Source organism: Novilysobacter viscosus (assembly GCF_046600715.1).
Taxonomy (GTDB): domain Bacteria; phylum Pseudomonadota; class Gammaproteobacteria; order Xanthomonadales; family Xanthomonadaceae; genus Lysobacter_C; species Lysobacter_C viscosus.
In genome coordinates this window covers 112,992-129,815 of record NZ_JBJMAV010000002.1, presented here as the reverse complement: position 1 = coordinate 129,815, position 16,824 = coordinate 112,992, and the positions used below count along the sequence as shown (strand labels likewise).

At 66.4% G+C, this 16,824-nt stretch carries 18 protein-coding genes; 13 read left to right on the top strand and 5 right to left on the bottom strand.

Annotated elements, in window-relative coordinates; all coding sequences use genetic code 11:
• Nucleotides 1-16: 16 nt before the first annotated feature.
• Nucleotides 17-1,417 (bottom strand): tRNA (N6-isopentenyl adenosine(37)-C2)-methylthiotransferase MiaB, encoded by a 1,401-nt coding sequence (gene miaB, locus ACJQWL_RS04265; protein WP_330967561.1) that lies wholly within the window; start codon nt 1,415-1,417, stop codon nt 17-19.
• Nucleotides 1,418-1,560: 143 nt separating this feature from the next.
• Between miaB and ACJQWL_RS04260 the strand changes: the two genes are divergently transcribed.
• From ACJQWL_RS04260 to ACJQWL_RS04235, 6 genes are all read left to right on the top strand, one after another.
• Complete coding sequence (locus ACJQWL_RS04260; RefSeq protein ID WP_330967562.1) at nt 1,561-2,460, top strand: lytic transglycosylase domain-containing protein; 900 nt, start codon at nt 1,561-1,563, stop codon at nt 2,458-2,460.
• Between the two features lie 149 nt (nt 2,461-2,609).
• Nucleotides 2,610-3,245, top strand: coding sequence for a ubiquinol-cytochrome c reductase iron-sulfur subunit (gene petA / locus ACJQWL_RS04255; protein ID WP_330967563.1), 636 nt, complete (start codon nt 2,610-2,612; stop codon nt 3,243-3,245).
• Nucleotides 3,246-3,248: 3 nt separating this feature from the next.
• Complete coding sequence (locus ACJQWL_RS04250; protein WP_330967564.1) at nt 3,249-4,508, top strand: cytochrome b; 1,260 nt, start codon at nt 3,249-3,251, stop codon at nt 4,506-4,508.
• Nucleotides 4,501-5,271, top strand: a complete 771-nt coding sequence (locus tag ACJQWL_RS04245; RefSeq protein WP_330967565.1) for a cytochrome c1 — start codon at nt 4,501-4,503, stop codon at nt 5,269-5,271. Before ACJQWL_RS04250 ends, ACJQWL_RS04245 begins: the two co-directional genes overlap by 8 nt.
• A gap of 138 nt (nt 5,272-5,409) precedes the next feature.
• A complete protein-coding gene (locus tag ACJQWL_RS04240; protein ID WP_330967566.1) occupies nt 5,410-6,045 on the top strand; it encodes a glutathione S-transferase N-terminal domain-containing protein in 636 nt (211 codons plus the stop codon).
• A gap of 21 nt (nt 6,046-6,066) precedes the next feature.
• The gene (locus ACJQWL_RS04235) at nt 6,067-6,564 is read left to right on the top strand and encodes a ClpXP protease specificity-enhancing factor (protein ID WP_411300736.1); all 498 of its coding nucleotides are present in this window, start codon (nt 6,067-6,069) and stop codon (nt 6,562-6,564) included.
• A gap of 142 nt (nt 6,565-6,706) precedes the next feature.
• Here the strand turns inward: ACJQWL_RS04235 and ACJQWL_RS04230 are convergent, their stop codons facing one another.
• Entirely contained in the window at nt 6,707-7,030 is a 324-nt protein-coding gene (locus ACJQWL_RS04230) for a DUF3301 domain-containing protein (RefSeq protein ID WP_330967568.1), read from the bottom strand.
• 76 nt (nt 7,031-7,106) lie between these two features.
• On the opposite strand from ACJQWL_RS04230, the gene ACJQWL_RS04225 reads away from it, so the two are divergent.
• A complete protein-coding gene (locus ACJQWL_RS04225; protein ID WP_330967569.1) occupies nt 7,107-7,877 on the top strand; it encodes an FHA domain-containing protein in 771 nt (256 codons plus the stop codon).
• On the opposite strand, the gene nadC is transcribed toward ACJQWL_RS04225, so the two are convergent.
• Nucleotides 7,874-8,761 (bottom strand): carboxylating nicotinate-nucleotide diphosphorylase, encoded by an 888-nt coding sequence (gene nadC, locus ACJQWL_RS04220; RefSeq protein ID WP_330967570.1) that lies wholly within the window; start codon nt 8,759-8,761, stop codon nt 7,874-7,876. The genes ACJQWL_RS04225 and nadC overlap by 4 nt on opposite strands.
• Complete coding sequence (locus tag ACJQWL_RS04215) at nt 8,758-9,027, bottom strand: Trm112 family protein (RefSeq protein WP_330967571.1); 270 nt, start codon at nt 9,025-9,027, stop codon at nt 8,758-8,760. Before ACJQWL_RS04215 ends, nadC begins: the two co-directional genes overlap by 4 nt.
• 135 nt (nt 9,028-9,162) lie before the next feature.
• Between ACJQWL_RS04215 and purE the strand changes: the two genes are divergently transcribed.
• Entirely contained in the window at nt 9,163-9,666 is a 504-nt protein-coding gene (gene purE / locus ACJQWL_RS04210) for a 5-(carboxyamino)imidazole ribonucleotide mutase (RefSeq protein ID WP_330967572.1), read from the top strand.
• A 23-nt stretch (nt 9,667-9,689) separates the two neighbouring features.
• On the top strand, nt 9,690-10,835 hold the full coding sequence (locus ACJQWL_RS04205; protein WP_330967573.1) for a 5-(carboxyamino)imidazole ribonucleotide synthase: 1,146 nt from the start codon (nt 9,690-9,692) through the stop codon (nt 10,833-10,835).
• Between the two features lie 107 nt (nt 10,836-10,942).
• On the opposite strand, the gene ACJQWL_RS04200 is transcribed toward ACJQWL_RS04205, so the two are convergent.
• Complete coding sequence (locus tag ACJQWL_RS04200) at nt 10,943-11,521, bottom strand: superoxide dismutase (protein WP_330967574.1); 579 nt, start codon at nt 11,519-11,521, stop codon at nt 10,943-10,945.
• 186 nt (nt 11,522-11,707) lie between these two features.
• Here ACJQWL_RS04200 and grxD point away from each other — a divergent pair, with 186 nt between their 5' ends.
• The 4 genes from grxD (at nt 11,708) to ACJQWL_RS04180 (ending at nt 16,810) form a co-directional block, all read left to right on the top strand.
• Nucleotides 11,708-12,028 (top strand): Grx4 family monothiol glutaredoxin, encoded by a 321-nt coding sequence (gene grxD, locus ACJQWL_RS04195; RefSeq protein WP_330967575.1) that lies wholly within the window; start codon nt 11,708-11,710, stop codon nt 12,026-12,028.
• Nucleotides 12,028-12,777, top strand: a complete 750-nt coding sequence (locus ACJQWL_RS04190) for an SDR family NAD(P)-dependent oxidoreductase (protein ID WP_330967576.1) — start codon at nt 12,028-12,030, stop codon at nt 12,775-12,777. The genes grxD and ACJQWL_RS04190 overlap by 1 nt, the downstream gene beginning before the upstream one ends.
• A gap of 5 nt (nt 12,778-12,782) precedes the next feature.
• On the top strand, nt 12,783-13,373 hold the full coding sequence (locus tag ACJQWL_RS04185; protein WP_330967644.1) for a YhgN family NAAT transporter: 591 nt from the start codon (nt 12,783-12,785) through the stop codon (nt 13,371-13,373).
• A gap of 272 nt (nt 13,374-13,645) precedes the next feature.
• Nucleotides 13,646-16,810, top strand: a complete 3,165-nt coding sequence (locus ACJQWL_RS04180; RefSeq protein ID WP_411300735.1) for a TonB-dependent receptor — start codon at nt 13,646-13,648, stop codon at nt 16,808-16,810.
• Nucleotides 16,811-16,824 lie beyond the last annotated feature (14 nt).

Here is a 16,824-nt window from a genome sequence, read left to right as displayed (position 1 = left end):
GGCCGTGCACGGGTAATCAGGCGGCGATGCCGGCCGAGGTCACTACGCGCCCGCGCAGCGAATTGCTCATCGCCTCGGTGATGAGCACATCGACGAACTGGCCGATCAGCCGCGCCGGCGCCGGGAAATTCACCGAGCGCATGTTTTCAGTCTTGCCGGTGAGTTCGTTGGGATCCTTCCTTGAGGGTCCCTCGACCAGCACCCGCTGGGTGCTGCCCACCATCGACTCGCTGATGCGCCGGGCGGTGTCGCTGATGGCGGCCTGCAGGCGCGACAGGCGTGCGTGCTTCTCCTCGCCCGACACGCTGTCGGGGAGATCGGACGCGGGTGTGCCCGGGCGGCGCGAATAGATGAAGGAGAACGACTGGTCGAAGCCGACGTCCTCGATCAGCTTCATCGTCTTGTCGAAATCCGCCTCGGTCTCGCCCGGGAAGCCGACGATGAAATCCGAGCTGATCGAGATATCCGGCCGCACCGCGCGCAGCTTGCGCACCTTCTGCTTGAACTCCAGTGCCGTGTACCCGCGCTTCATCGCGCTCAGCACCCGATCGCTACCCGATTGCACCGGCAGGTGCAGGTAGTTGGCCAGTTCGGGTACGTCGCGGTAGGCCTCCACCAAAGAGTCGGAAAACTCAAGCGGGTGCGAGGTGGTGAAGCGGATCCGGTCGATGCCGTCGATCTGGGCGAGGGTGCGGATCAGCAGGCCCAGGTCGGCGAAGCCGGTCCCCGGGCCGGGGTCGTCCACCCCGGCCGTGTCCTGCATGGGGCCCCGGTAGGCGTTGACGTTCTGCCCCAGCAGGTTGATTTCGCGCACGCCCTGGGTCGCCAGTTGCGCGCATTCAACCAGTACGTCCTCGAACGGCCGACTGACTTCCTCTCCCCGGGTGTAGGGCACCACGCAGAAGCTGCAGTACTTGCTGCAGCCCTCCATGATCGACACGAACGCGCTCGGGCCTTCGGCACGGGGCTCGGGCAGGCGATCGAATTTTTCGATCTCCGGGAAGCTGATATCGACCTGCGGACGGCCCGTCTCACGTTTGGCTGCGATGAGCGCCGGCAGCCGGTGGAGGGTCTGTGGGCCGAATACCAGGTCCACGTAGGGCGCACGCTGGATGATCGCCTCGCCCTCCTGGCTGGCCACGCAACCGCCCACGCCGATCAGGACAGGCCTTTCGCCCTGCTTGAGCGACTTCCAGCGCCCCAGCTGGCTGAACACCTTTTCCTGTGCTTTTTCGCGTATCGAGCAGGTATTTACCAGGATTACGTCGGCTTCCTCGACGTTAGTGGTCAACTCCAATCCGTCGCTGGCCGCCAGGACGTCGGCCATCTTGGCCGAGTCGTACTCGTTCATCTGGCAGCCGTGGGTCTGTATGAACAGCTTGCCGCGCGGGGCAGGGGGACGGGTATTTTCGGTCATGGGCAGGTCCGGGGCGCGGTGGTGAACCCGAGCCGGATAGCGGGGATGGCCGCCTAGTCTAAGCCGGGGGCGCCTGAAGCCAGGCTCCTGTTTTGTGAATCAAGTACTTGGCAATCCCCGGCGAACACGCGACACTCACAGACATGAGGGGACGGATCACGCTACTGGGGATCGCCTGTCTGCTGGCCGCCGGGCCGGCAGTGTCCGGCACGATCTACCGCTGCGAGGCGGCCGACGGCACCCGCAGCTATGTCAGCAAGCGGGTAAGTGGCGCCACCTGCAAGTCGGTAAGCGAGTACTCGACCGTGACGTACAAGCCGCCGGCGCGTGCCGCCTCCGGGGGCGCCACCCCAGTGAGCCTGGTTTCTGGTTCACCGGCGTCGGCCTCGGCTCCCGCCCAGTCCGCCAGCATGACCAACGCCGCGCCCACGACCCCGGTGTCTTCGGGGCAGGCACGGTCGCGACTGGTGCAGGGGCAGGTGTACTCCTACATCAAAGACGGGGTGCGCCACTATTCGAGTGCCCGGCCCAAGGGCGTGGCCAGCGCCAGTCCGGTTCGCACCATCAAGTACAGTTTCTTCGAGACCTGCTACGCCTGCGCGGCCAAGCCCGGTGTGAGCTTCCACAACGTGCGGCTCAACATGGCGGCCTACCAGGACGAGATCTCGACCGCCGCGCGCGAGCATGGCGTCGATGAAGCGGTGGTACGCGCGATCATCCACGCCGAGTCGGCATTCAATCCCAACGCGCTCTCGCGGGTCGGGGCGCAGGGCCTGATGCAGCTGATGCCCGCCACCGCACGTCGCTTCGGCGTGGGCAATGCCTTCGAACCGTCGCAGAACATCCGCGGCGGGGTGAAGTACCTGGCATGGTTGCTCAAGCGGTTCAACGGCAACCTGACGCTCGCCGCGGCCGGCTACAACGCCGGCGAGGGCAACGTGGACAAGTACAAGGGCGTGCCGCCGTTCGACGAGACCCAGCGCTACGTCCAGCGCGTTGCGATCCTCGCCGATCGCTACCGCGGCGCCGTTGTCGCCCGCTGAGGCCTGTCCGCCCCGTTCCAAGCGCCTGGCGGATTGTCCTGCCGTTCACCCTTCCGTTACACTTCCCGTCTTTGGGCCGCGAGCCGTCGCCAGTGGCCGGCGCCGCGTCCTGACTTCGAATTCCAGACAGTATTTTTGCGGAGTGCCGGATGGCCAACCAAGGGATCACCGATCCTCATCCCGAGCCGATCAACGAGCCGGTCAACCACGGGCGTCGACGGTTCCTGACCGCGACCACCGCGGTGGTCGGCGCCGTGGGCGCCGGGTTCGTGGCGGTGCCGTTCATCAAGTCGTGGAACCCCAGCGAGCGCGCCAAGTTGGCCGGTGCGCCGGTCACCGCCGACATCAGCGCGCTGGAGGTCGGCCAGCGTATCGTACTGGAGTGGCGTGGGCAGCCGATCTGGATCGTGCGCCGTTCGCAGGCCGTGCTGCAGGCGTTGCCAACTCTGGAAGGTGAGCTGAGCGACCCGGGTTCGCAGAATCCCGAGCAGCAGCCCGCTTACGCAGCGAACGAACTGCGCTCGATCAAGCCCGAGGTGTCGGTACTGGTTGGACTGTGCACCCACCTGGGCTGCGCGCCCGAGATGGTGGCGCAGATCGCGCCGCAGCCGTTCGACGCGCAGTGGAAGGGTGGCTACTTCTGCCCGTGCCACAAGTCGAAGTTCGACATGGCGGGTCGCGTCTATTCCGGCGTGCCGGCGCCGACCAACCTGGTCGTGCCGCCGCACCATTACGCCGACGACAACACGATCGTCATCGGCGTCGATCCGCAAGGGGCCGCCTAAGCCATGTCCAACATCATTACCCGCGGCGCCAACGGCGCGATGAACTGGGTCAACGAGCGCGCACCGGCCTTGATGCCGATGTACCGCAAGCACATGACCGAGTACTACGCGCCGAAGAACTTCAACATCTGGTACATCTTCGGTGTGCTGTCGATGGTGGCGCTGGTCAACCAGATCGTCACCGGCATCTTCCTGACGATGCACTACAAGCCGAGTGCGGCGGAAGCCTTCGCCTCGGTCGAATACATCATGCGCGACGTGCAGTGGGGCTGGCTGATCCGCTACATGCACTCCACCGGCGCATCGCTGTTCTTCGTGGTCGTCTACATCCACATGTTCCGCGGCCTGATGTACGGCTCGTACCGGAAGCCGCGCGAGCTGGTGTGGATCCTGGGCATGCTGATCTACCTGGTGCTGATGGCCGAGGCGTTCCTCGGCTACGTGCTGCCCTGGGGCCAGATGTCGTTCTGGGGCGCCAAGGTGATCATCTCGCTGTTTGGCGCGATCCCGGTCATCGGTGGCGGCCTGGTCGAGTGGATCATGGGTGACTACCTGCCCGGCGACGCCACCCTCAACCGCTTCTTCGCGCTGCACGTGATCGCACTTCCGCTGGTGCTGCTGCTGCTGGTGGTGCTGCACCTGGGGGCGTTGCACGAGGTGGGCTCGAACAACCCCGATGGTGTAGAGATCAAGAAGGGACCGAAGGGCAACCGCTGGTCGCCGACCGCGCCTGCAGACGGCATTCCGTTCCACCCGTACTACACGGTGAAGGACACGGTTTACATCGGCTTCTTCCTGATCCTGGCGGCGTTCATCATCTTCTTCGCCCCGGCGTTCGGTGGCTGGTTCCTCGAGCACGATAACTTCACCGAGGCCAACCGCCTGGTGACGCCCGCGCAGATCAAGCCGGTCTGGTACTACACGCCGTATTACGCGATGTTGCGCGTGGTGCCGGACAAGCTGGGTGGCGTGATGGTGATGTTCGGCGCGATCGCGATCCTGTTCCTTGTGCCCTGGCTGGACCGGGCGAAGGTGAAGTCGGTGCGCTACCGCGGCTGGATCACCAGGGCGATGCTCACCCTGCTTGTGGTGTGCTTCGTGTGGCTGGGCAAGATCGGCGCCGGCCCCGGCACCGATCCGGTCGAGACGGTCATCGGCCGCGTCCTGACCTTCTTCTACTTCGCTTTCTTCATCACGATGCCGCTGTGGACCAAGCTCGACAAGACCAAGCCGGTGCCGGAACGGGTGACGATGCATGACTAACAAGACGCCTACTTCCTTCCAGCGCCGTTGGATCGGCCGGCTGGTCTCGGTGGCGGCCGGATTGCTGGTGTCCGCCAGTGCTTGGGCTGCTGCAGGTGGCGATGTCGAGGCTGCCGGTACCGACCTTGGTGATCGCGCTTCGCTGCAACGCGGCGCGCAGCTTTACATGAACTACTGCTCGGCATGCCATTCGCTGCAGTACCTGCGTTACTCGCGCATCGCCGAGGACCTGGGGCTGACGGAGGACGAGGTGATGGACAACCTCAACTTCACCGGTGGCAAGTTCGGCGAGCAGGTGCAGGTGAGCATGACCACGGAGCAGGGCAACGCCTGGTTCGGCAAGATGCCGCCGGACCTCAGCCTGATCTCGCGGGTTCGGGGTCCGGACTGGGTCTACACCTACCTGAAGTCCTTCTACCTCGACGAAGACCAGCCGCTGGGCTGGAACAACAAGCTGTTCCCCAACGTGTCGATGCCCAACCCCTTGTGGGAGCTGCAGGGCCTGCAGCATGCCGTCTATGGCGAGCTCGACGAGGCAACCGGTGAGCGTCCGGTGGTGGGGCTGGAAGTCAAGAGCGCCGGTCAACTGGACGCAGCGGGCTTCGACCAGGCAGCGCGTGATATCACTGCATTCCTCGAATACGCCGGCGAACCAGCCGCCCTCAAGCGCCAGGGAATGGGCGTGTGGGTGATCCTGTTCCTGGTGGTGTTCACGTTCTTCGCCTGGCTGCTCAAGACCGAGTACTGGCGCGACGTGAAGTAGCCGCGATCCGGTTGGGTCCCTCGCAATCGCGATGGGCCCAGGCAGGGGGCACGGCGTGATCGAGGCCGCGACGACCGTCCACACGGGGTGGGCGGCGTCTTGCCGACCGGCGGATTCCGGTGGCTGGAGAGGTCGATGATGGCGGCGAGCCCACGTATGCGTAATGCCCTGACCCTGTTTTCCTCAACCGACTGCGTGCTCTGCCACCGGGTGCGCCTGGTGTTGGCGGCGAAGGGCGTCACCTACGACCTGATCCCCGTCGACCCGCAGAACCCGCCCGAAGACCTGATCGACCTGAACCCGTACCACTCGGTGCCGACGCTGGTGGAGCGCGATCTGGTGTTGTACGCGGCGAGCGTCGTCAGCGAATACCTCGATGAACGCTATCCGCACCCGCCGCTGATGCCGGTCGATCCGCTGTCACGCGCACGCCTGCGGTTGGGCATGCTTCGCCTCGAGCATGACTGGGTGCCGCAGGTGCAGGCCATCCAGCTGGGCAACAAGGCGCAGGCCGATGCCGGGCGCAAGCGCCTGAAGGAACTGCTGACTGCCTCGGTGCCGCTGTTCAAGGCGTTCAAGTTCTTCCTCAACACCGAGATGAGCCTGGCTGACTGCGCCATGGCCCCCATCATCTGGCGCCTGCCGGCGCTGGGCGTGCCCCTGCCCAAGGACGGCAAGGTGATCGAGGACTACGGCAATCGCATTTTCCGCAATCCGGGCTTCACCCGCAGCCTGACCGACGAGGAGCGCAAGCTGCGCGACCTGCCCTCCTGACGGTGTTCTAGACTGCACGGCATGAGCGATGACTCCACACCCATGACCAGCCACCGCCCGTACCTGTTGCGGGCGCTGTACGAATGGATCGCAGACAATGGCATGACGCCGCACGTGCTGGTCGACGCGACGCGTTCGGGTGTCCAGGTCCCGGTTCACGCGGTCAAGGAAGGGAAGATCGTCCTGAATATCGCCGAGCGCGCAGTGTCGCGCCTGGAGATGGACAACGAACTGATCCGCTTCAGTGCACGTTTCGGCGGGGTAAGCCACGCGGTGTCGGTCCCGGTTGGTGCGGTGCTGGCCATCTACGCACGCGAGACGGGGCAGGGCATGGCACTGCCCGACGACATCGCCGCCGGTGAAACGCATGCCGATGCCGATCCCGGGGGCGCTGGCACCTCCGCCTCGGCCGAGTCGCCCGTGCAACTGAGCGCCGTGCCCGCTTCGGGGGAGGACGGGGACGATGATCCTTCCACCCCGACGCCGCGTCGAAGCGGGCACCTGCGCATCGTCAAGTAGCGTGACCGCATCGACTCGGGAATTGCAGGCGCAGGAGAAAAACCGGCGCATGACGGATCGAGCGCACCCGTTGCCCAAGCCGCGCGCCGGGGGAAACAGGCAGCCCGGTGCCATTGGTCGCGCCTGCCACCGTTGCGGGGACTCAGCTCAGCCGCGTTACCTGCGGAGTCACGGGTCCGGCGAAGGAAACCAGTCTCCCCTCCCGCAGCACCATCCGGCCCACGTGGCGGTCCTGGCCATCGCGGGAGTAGTCGAAGCGGAAGCTGCGCTCCCAGCCCAGCCGCCCGGACTCGCCGCGCCCAAGCCGCACACCCGTGGCATGGACGGTTTGGTCGAGCCATTGCACGCCTGCTGCCCGGCAGGCTTCCCGACCCAGCACCTCGGCCTGCTCGGCGGCGGCGCGCGCACTGCTCCAGTAGCTGAAGCCAGCGGCGGCCACGATCATCACAATGATTAGAGTCGGCATCCTCTAAATGTGACGCCGCTGTGCTGACGCCGCAAGCATCCTCGGCCACACTCCACCACCTCAGGGGGGTTGATCAATGAAACTGGTATTCCCGGGTGGCGAACACCCACAAGTCTTGTTGGGCCTTGGGGTGAACCGGGTGGGGTCGGACCCCGCTGCCAACGTGGTGATCGACCGGCCCGGCGTCAATCCCCAGCACTGTCGGCTGCATGTCACCGCGCAGGGTGTGATGCTCGACGTGCCGGAGGGCACCCCCATCAGCGTCAATGGCCAGCAGGTCGAGGGCCTGATCTCCCTGCGCCCCGGCGACAGCGTGGACCTGGGCGGCGTGGTCGCGCGCCTCGCCGGAATCGGTGCCGCCGCGCCCGAGCCCCGCGGGGCGGCAGAGGCCGTGATGACGCCAGCCAATGACGACCTCGGGGCGACGACACTGCGGCCTGCAATGCCCAAGTACGCACTGCGCGGGGTCGGTGGCAGCGCCTTCGGGCGGAGCATTGCCGTCACCGGCGCGATGACCATCGGTCGCGCGCCCGAGTGCACGCTGTCCTTCGAGGACTCGGGGCTCTCGCGCATGCACGCGCGCCTGATGCCCACCGACGATGGCCTGCTGCTGGAAGACATGGGTTCGAGCAACGGCAGCTTCATCAATGGTCGACGGGTGTCGCGCGGCCTGGTCGGGGCAGGGGACGAGATCGCCTTCGATACCCTGCGGTTCCGTCTGGTGGGTGGCGTACGTGCAGCCGGCCGCGAGGACGGAGAGCGGCGTACCTTGCCCGCGCCTCGCACGGTTTGGGTCGGCGTGTTGGTGCTCGTCGGCGTGGGCGTGCTGGCCTGGTTGCTGACCTAGAGCGCGGCCGGGGCATCCATTGCCGGCCGTCCCAGCTTCAGCGACAGGTCGATCGCGCGCACGTGCTTGGTCAGCCCGCCGATGGAAATGAAGTCCACCCCGTCCGCGGCCACGGCCCGTAGATCTTCCAGGGTCAATCCACCGGATGCTTCCAACGGAATTGCACCGCTGTAGGGGGCTGAGCGCGCCATGCGGACCGCTTCACGCCGCAGCGGTGCGGTGAAATCGTCGATCAGGACCCGGTCGCAGCCCGTAGCCAGCGCCTGGGCGAGTTCTGCCAAGTCCTCCACTTCCACGATCAGTGGCAGGCCGGGGTGCAGCCTGCGCGCCGCGTGGATGGCGGCCGGTAGGCTGCCCGCCGCGCGGATGTGGTTCTCCTTGAGCATTACCTGGTCATACAGGCCCATGCGATGGTTGTGGCCGCCGCCCACCCGGACCGCGTACTTCTGCGCTTGGCGAAGTCCCGGAATCGTCTTGCGGGTGTCCAGGATGCGCGTGCCCGTGCCGCGGACGGCCGCGACATGGCGGGCGGTTTCAGTAGCCGTCGCCATCAATGTCTGCAGGAAATTGAGCGATGCGCGCTCGGCGCTGACCAGCGCGCGCGTTCGGCCGCGCAGTGTGGCCATTACCGTGCCGGCAGCGACCCGGTCGCCTTCCCCCACGGCCCATTGGATATCGACCTCCGGGTCGAGCGAGCGGTGGCACGCATCGAACCACGGCCGGCCGGCCACCACCGCCTCCTCTTTGCACAGCAGGTAGGCGGTATCAGGGGTATCGGGAAGCAGTGCCGCGGTGACGTCCCCGGTTCCGAGGTCTTCCTGGAGCGCGCGGCTGACGTCCTGCGCGACGTCCGCCGGGTCCGGCGCCGCGGGCATGCTGCTCATGCCCCGGGGAAGCCGGCCACGCCAACGGTAATGATCGCCTCCTCGGCCAGTAGCACCGGGATCCCGTCGTCCAGCCGGTAGACGTGCCGGTGGTCGCGCGTCGCCAGAGCCTCGCGCACCGGCCCGGATTGGGGGGTGCCGTCGGCCTTGCGGAGGGTGCCCGCCGCCGCCGCCGAATTCAGCGCCGCCAGAGCGGTCGCGTCCAGTCGCTGCAGCGGTTGCCGGGTGGTCGGACAGACGAGCAGGTCAAGCAGCTTGCGGTCCATGGTGCCTCGCGGGTCGGGGGATCAGGTGGCATGGCAGGGCCCAGCCTGGGCGGCTCGGCCGGCTGGCCGGGCGAGGACAGCGCTGCCGGATGCCATGCGGGCCGGTAGAATAACGTTTTGCCGCAAGGTCGAACCATGACAGACACAGCGCCCGCGCCGCTCGTCGGCATCGTAATGGGCTCGCGTTCGGACTGGGACACGATGCAGCACGCCGCCGACCGGCTGACATCGCTTGGCGTGCCCCACGAGGTTCGTGTGGTGTCCGCCCACCGTACGCCGGACGCCCTCTTCGAGTATGCCTCCAGCGCATCCGCGCGTGGCCTGCGCGCGATCATCGCGGGCGCCGGCGGCGCCGCGCACCTGCCGGGCATGCTTGCAGCCAAGACCGCGGTGCCGGTGTTGGGCGTACCGGTGCAGTCCAAGGCGCTCAACGGGATGGATTCGCTGCTCTCGATCGTGCAGATGCCGGCAGGGATACCCGTTGCGACATTCGCAATCGGCAATGCCGGTGCTGCCAACGCCGCGCTGTTCGCTGCGGCGATGCTGGCGCCCTACCTGCCGGAGGTTGCGTCTGCACTGGCGGCCTTCCGCGAACGCCAGACCCGCGATGTCGCCGACAACGACGACCCGCGGCGGTGAAAGGTGCGGACGGGGAGGATGCGATGACGACGGTTGGAATCCTGGGTGGCGGCCAGCTGGCGCGCATGATGGCGCTCTCGGGCGCACCGCTGGGGCTTCGATTCCTGGTAATGGACACCGTGGTCGATGCCTGCGCCGGCCAGTTCGCGCCGTTGATCGTGGGCGACTGGCGGGACGAACGCGCACTTTCGGAATTCGCCTCGAAAGTGGACGTGGTGACCTTCGATTTCGAGAACGTACCGGCCGAGTCGGCGCGTTGGCTGGCCGAGCGGGTGCCGGTCTTCCCCAGCCCGCGCGCGCTGGCCGTGGCGCAGGACCGGTTGGCCGAGAAGTCGCTGTTCCAGGAGCTGGGCATCCCGGTGCCGCCTTTCGAGGCGGTCGATTCGCGTGACGCGCTGGAGCGTGCCGTCGAGGTCATCGGCTTGCCCTGCATCCTCAAGACCCGACGCCTGGGCTACGACGGCAAGGGCCAGTTCCGATTGCGGACCCGCGAGGACATGGACGCGGCGTGGACCGCGCTTGGCGCACAGGCCGATAGCGTCGGGCTGATCCTGGAAGCATTCGTCGCGTTCGATCGCGAGCTGTCGGTAGTGGCGGTGCGTGGCCGCGAGGGCGAGTTCAAGACCTGGTCGCTGACGGAAAACTGGCACGTCGATGGCGTGCTCTCGGTCAGCCTTGCGCCGGCCCGGGTCGACACGCGCCTGCAGGATGCGGCATTCGACCATGCACGACGGTTGGCCGAGGCTCTCGACTATGTCGGCGTCTTCGCGCTGGAGCTGTTCTGCCACGGCGGCGAGCTGCTGGCCAACGAGCTGGCGCCGCGCGTCCATAACTCAGGGCACTGGACCGTCGAAGGTGCCGAGACCAGCCAGTTCCAGAACCACCTGCGGGCGGTACTCGGGGTGCCTCTGGGTGGTACCTCCAACCTGGGGCACGCGTGCATGCTCAACTGGGTTGGTGGGTTGCCCGATGCCGGGCCGGTGCTGGCCGAGGACGGCGGACATTGGCATGACTACGGCAAGTCACCACGTGCTGGGCGCAAGGTAGGCCACGCAACCGTGCGATCGGATTCTCCCGACACCCTGGCCGAGGCCCTCGTGCGGCTCGGGGACAGGCTGGAACGGGGTACACAGGTTGCGCCAGCGGTGGACCGGTTGCGCGGCGGCTGAGCCCCTTATCGCCGCGTGTCCCTGATGGACGTGCGGCGCACGGCCCAAATCGTAAAAAACAAAACGGCCGGGAAACCCGGCCGTCGTCTTGCGCGTGGTTCGCTGCGTTACTTGAGGTTGGCCGCAACGAAATCCCAGTTCACCAGGTTCCAGAAGCCCTCGAGGTACTTCGGGCGCGCGTTGCGGTAATCGATGTAGTAGGCGTGCTCCCAGACGTCGCAGGTCAGCAGCGCCGTGTCCTCGCCGGTCAGCGGGGTGTTGGCATTGGAGGTGCTCATGAGAGCCAGCGCACCGTCGGGACGCTGCACCAGCCAGCCCCAGCCCGACCCGAAGGTTCCAACCGACAGTTTGGTGAACTCGTCCTTGAAGGACGCGAAGTCTCCGAACGCCTTGTCGATCGCTTCGGCGACCTTGCCGGTGGGCTCGCCGCCGCCGTTGGGCGACAGGCAGTTCCAGTAGAACGTGTGGTTCCAGACCTGCGCGGCGTTGTTGAACATGCCGCCCTGCGCCTTGCGCACGATGTCTTCCAGAGGCATGTCGGCGAACTCGGTGCCCTCGATCATCTTGTTGAGGTTGTCGACGTACGCCTTGTGGTGCTTGCCGTAGTGGTAGTCCAGCGTCTCGCCGGAGATGTGCGGCTCCAGGGCGGTGCGCTCGTACGGCAGGGGGGGCAGTTCGATGGCCATGTGGCGGGCTCCTTTTGGGGGTGGACGCTTGCACGTCGGAAGCTGGCTTGGGGGGCGCGAAACCCCGGGTCGAAGGCGAGGGCCGGCAACCTCGGGGATGCGAAGGATTACAATGCCGCATTCTAATCCCACGCCTCGTTGCCGGGCCGTCAATGCCGGGCAACGGTCCATTGCAGGAGTGTTCCGATGTCCGTGCTCGAACGGATCCAGGCTGAGGTCGACAGCCATCCGGTGGTGCTTTTCATGAAGGGCACGGCACAGTTTCCGATGTGCGGCTTCTCCAGCCGTGCAGTGCAGGTGCTCCGCGACGCCGGGGCCACCCAGATGCACACCGTCAACGTGCTCGAAGAGCCCGAGATCCGCGCCAACCTGCCGCGCTTCTCGAATTGGCCGACCTACCCCCAGCTGTTCATCAACGGCGAGTTGATCGGTGGTTCCGACATCACCCAGGAACTGTTCGAGTCCGGTGAGCTTGCCCGGATGGTCAGCGAGATCCAGGCCAGGTAATGGCCGCGGCACCGCAGGAGTCCGAAGTGGGGGCGCGGTCGCTGGACGGCCGCGTGGTGCTGGTCGCCGGAGCCCATGGCGGGCTGGGCGGCGCTGCCGCCGTTGCGTGTGCGTCCGCGGGCGCCACTGTCGTCCTGCTGGGTCGCAAGGTGCCGAAGCTGAAACGGCTCTACGATGCGGTGGCCGCGGCCGGCCCGGAGCCCGCGATCTACCCGCTCGACCTCGAAGGTGCCGCGCCTGACGACTATGTGCGGCTCGCCGGGACCGTGCAGGCCGAGTTCGGTCGACTCGATGGGGTGCTCCATTGCGCCGCGGAGTTCCCGGGCCTCACGCCGCTGGCGCAGACCGACCCGGCGGCGTTCGCACGTGCCATCCACGTCAACCTGACCGCGCGCTGGTGGCTGACCCAGGCGTGCCTGCCGCTGCTCTCGCAGGCCCGGGATGCATCGGTGGTCTTCGTCGTGGATGACCCGGGCCGGGTCGGTGGGGCCTACTGGGGCGGATACGGGATCGCGCAGCATGGCCTGGAGGCATTGCTGGGGATGCTGCATGCCGAGTTGCACAATGGCCCGGTGCGCGTCGCCGGGCTGCGCCCGGGGCCCATGCGGACGCACCTGCGTTCGCGCGCATACGTCGATGAGCACGACCGGCGCGCACGCGATGCCGCCGACTACGCGCCGGCCTGCGTCACGTTGCTGTCCGGCGCCGGGGCCGTGCACCGCGGGGAAGTCTGGAGTCCCGCGCCGTGACCGACATCATCTCCGCGGCACTGCTGCTATTCATCATCCTGGACCCGCTGGGCAACGTCCCGGTTTTCCTGAGCCTGCTGCGTACCCTGCCGCCCGAGCGACAGCGCATCGTGCTCGCTCGCGAACTGCTCATCGCGCTGGGCGTGCTGATGCTGTTCCTGTGGGGCGGCAAGTACGCGCTGGAGGTCATGCACCTGCGGCAGGAATCGGTTTCGATCGCCGGGGGAATCGTGCTGTTTCTGATCGGCATCCGGATGATTTTCCCGCCGCCGGAGGGCCTGATGGGCGAACTGCCCGACGGTGAGCCGTTCATCGTCCCGATGGCGATCCCCCTGGTGGCCGGGCCATCGGGCATGGCCGCGGTGATGCTGATGGGCAGCGAGGATCCGGGTCGCCTGGTCGATTGGAGCATTGCCCTGATGATGGCGTGGGGCGCCACGGCCGCGATCCTGTTTGCCGCCCCGCTGCTGTATCGGATCCTGGGCCGGCGCGTGCTGACCGCGGTGGAGCGCCTGATGGGCATGCTGCTGGTCGCCATCTCGGTCCAGATGTTCCTGGACGGTCTCGGCACCTATCTGCAGTTCGCCCCGCCCTGAGGCCCACTGGCCCGCCGGGTGCGGGGCCGGCCCGGGGGGCTTGCCGGACGGCGCGGGTGCCGCGGTAGCGGGTCCATACCATGACTGCTGTCATCGGCCTGTCATGTATTCCCACTAGCCTGTTAAACTGTCGTTAACCCCGGCGGGGACGGAGCCGCGCCAGGGTGGGGGCTACACCAGCACCATCCACTCGTTTTTTCCATCGTTCGGACGACGGGCGCACCTGTTGCGTGCCGTCGCCCGGCCGTTATCACGTCATCGAGGCCACTGTAATGACCCATCCGAACCGCGTCCGGCTCTCCCGGCTCACGCTTGGCTTGCTCGCCGCCCTTGCTACCGCGCCCGCGTTCGCACAGAGCACCTCCGCCGGTATCGGCGGCCGCGTCGTCGGCGCCGGCGGCGAGCCCGTGGCCGGTGCCGAAGTCACCATCGTCCACGTCGAGTCCGGCACTGTAAGCCGCGCGGTCACTGGCGAAGACGGCCGCTACAACGCCCGCGGCCTGCGCGTGGGTGGTCCGTACACGGTCACCGTGCAGTCCGGCGCCGGGACCGACACCCAGGAAGGCGTCTACCTCAACCTCAACCAGGTCAACACCGTCAACGCCGACCTGGCCGGTGACGTGACGACGCTGGATACGATTGCCGTGGTGGGCACCGCCGGGCTGGATGTCTTCAGCTCCGACAACAAGGGCGTGGGCACCGCGGTCAGCGGCCGCGAGCTGGAACTGACGCCGCAGGGCAACCGCTCGCTGGACGACGTCGCGCGCCTCGATCCGCGCATCCAGGTGATCGACCCGGGCAACGGTTCGATCTCGGTTGCCGGCGTCAACAACCGCTACAACAACATCTCGGTCGACGGCATGTCGCAGGGTGACCCGTTCGGCCTCAACGCCAACGGCCTGCCCTACATCGGCACCCCGATCTCGATCGACACCATCGATGCCTACGACCTCAAGGTCGCCGACTACGACGTGGCCTCCGATACGGTGGGCGCGACGGTCAATGCGGTCACCAAGTCGGGCACGAACGAGTTCCACGGCTCGGTCTATTACGCGCTGCGCGACGCCGACAGCCTGATGGGCAAGCTCGACGGCGAGGACTACACCGGCTTTGACACCGACACCACGATCGGTGCCACGGTCGGCGGCCCGCTGCTGAAGGATCGGCTGTTCTTCTTCGCCTCATACGAGGAGCAGGAGATCAAGAACTTCGGCGGCGCCGGCAGCTCCGACGGCATCGCCAACGGCGACGTCACCGCCGACGACGTGCAGCGCGCGATCTCGATCGCCGAGGACCTGGGGCTGCAGCCGGGCATCTACGGCCTGTCGGGCGTCAACCTCAACAACAAGCGCTACCTGGGCAAGCTGGACTGGAACATCACCGACTACCAGCGCGCCAGCCTCACCTACCAGCAGACCGAAGAGTTCCGCCCGTCGCCCTACGACGACCGGCCCTTCAACGTGGTGCTCAGCAGCCACTGGTACAACATCGACAACATCACCAAGAACACCTCGCTGCAGCTGTTCAGCGACTGGTCGGAGAACTTCTCCACCGAGATCAAGCTGAGCCAGCAGAAGTTCGACCAGGTCAACGGCAACGAGATCGACCAGCCGGAAGTCGAGATCGAGGTCGCCAACGGCGGCTCCATCTTCCTGGGCGAGGACAACAACCGCCACGAGAACCAGATCAACACCGACCGCCTGACGGCCAACGTGTTCGGCACCTATTACGCGGGTGACCACACGATCAAGGGCGGCTTCGACTACATGCGCCACGACGTGTTCAACCTCTACGGCCGCGACCTGCACGGTTCCTACGTGTTCGAAAGCCTCGAGGATTTCGCCGCCGGCAACTACGACGTCTACAACCTGCGTGCACCGGCACCGGGCTTCGGCGTCAACGACACCGCCGCTGCGCTGGTCTACAGCCAGTTCAGCCCGTTCCTGCAGGACACCTGGCAGGTCAGCCCCAACCTGTCGATTGCCTATGGCGTGCGCGTCAACATCCCCAAGGCCGACAAGGCGCCGGAGCTGAGCCCCGGTTTCGAGGAAGCGTTCGGCTACCGCAACGACTACAAGCTGGGCTCGGACAACAAGGTCATCCTGCCGCGCTTCTCGTTCAACTACATGTTCGACACGCCGCGCTACTCGCAGCTTCGCGGCGGCATCGGCGCGTTCCAGAGCGTGCCGCCGTTCGTGTGGCTGGCCAACCCGTACCAGAACAATGGCGGCGTGACGTCGCTGTCCTACCGGTCCTTTGACCCGGGTACCGTCCCCTTCAGCCCGGACCCGTACGACCAGAACGTCCCGGCTAGTGGCTCGGCACTGCGCCAGATCGACACCATCGACCCTGACTTCAAGCTGCCGACCGTGGTCAAGGCGACCCTGGGTTACGACGCCGAACTGCCGTGGTACGGGCTGATCGGTTCGGCCGAACTGACCAGCATCCAGGCACGCGATGCGGCGTTCTACAATGCGATCAACATCGGCCAGGCGCAGGGCACGCTGGCGGACGGTCGCAACAGCTACTGGTGTGACCTGGGCAACACGTCACGCAGCAACGCCAACTGCGGCGCCAACCCCGACTACACCACCAACTCGACCGTACTGACCAACACCGACAAGGGCGGCTCCACCTCGGTGACGTTCTCGCTCGACAAGCCGATGGCGGACGGCTGGTACGGCAACTTGAGCTACACCTACACCCGCGCGAAGGAAGTCGGCTCCGATGCCAGCTCGCAGGCGTGGTCGAGCTACCAGTTCGTGTCGCGCGTGAACCCGAACCAGGAGATTGCCACGACCGCCAGCCGCGAGATCCGCAATTCGCTGAAGGCTTCGCTGGGCTGGGAGCATGCGTTCTTCGGTGACTACAAGACCAGCATCAGCGCCTTCTACACCGGGCGCGACGGCCTGCCGTACACCTGGCTCTTGAATGGCGACGTCAACGGCGACGGCATCTTCCAGGATCCGGCGTACATCCCGATGGTCAACGACCCGAACGTGAGCTACGGGACCGCCACGCCCGACCAGATCGCGGCGTTCCACGAGTTCATCTCGCGCAACCCGTACCTGCAGGCTAACCGGGGCAAGATCGCCGGTCGCAACGAAACGCGCCTGCCGTGGGTGAACCAGGTCGACCTGGGCATCCAGCAGGAACTGCCGGGCTTCTTCAGGGACCACAAGTCGATCGTCCGCCTGGACATCTACAACTTCCTGAACATGCTCAACAGCGACTGGGGCATCACCGAGGAGATCGGTGGCTTCGACAGCCGTTACCTGGCGCGCCTGGGTGGGATCACCGAAGACGGCGGGTACGTGTACCAGCTGGTCAATCGTGACGGCAATCCCGAGTGGCAGAACCTGCGGACGTACGAAGGCCGCGTACCGCGCGTAGTCTCGCGCTGGTCGATCCTTGCGACCTTCCGCTACGAGTTCTGATCCACTTCCGCCCG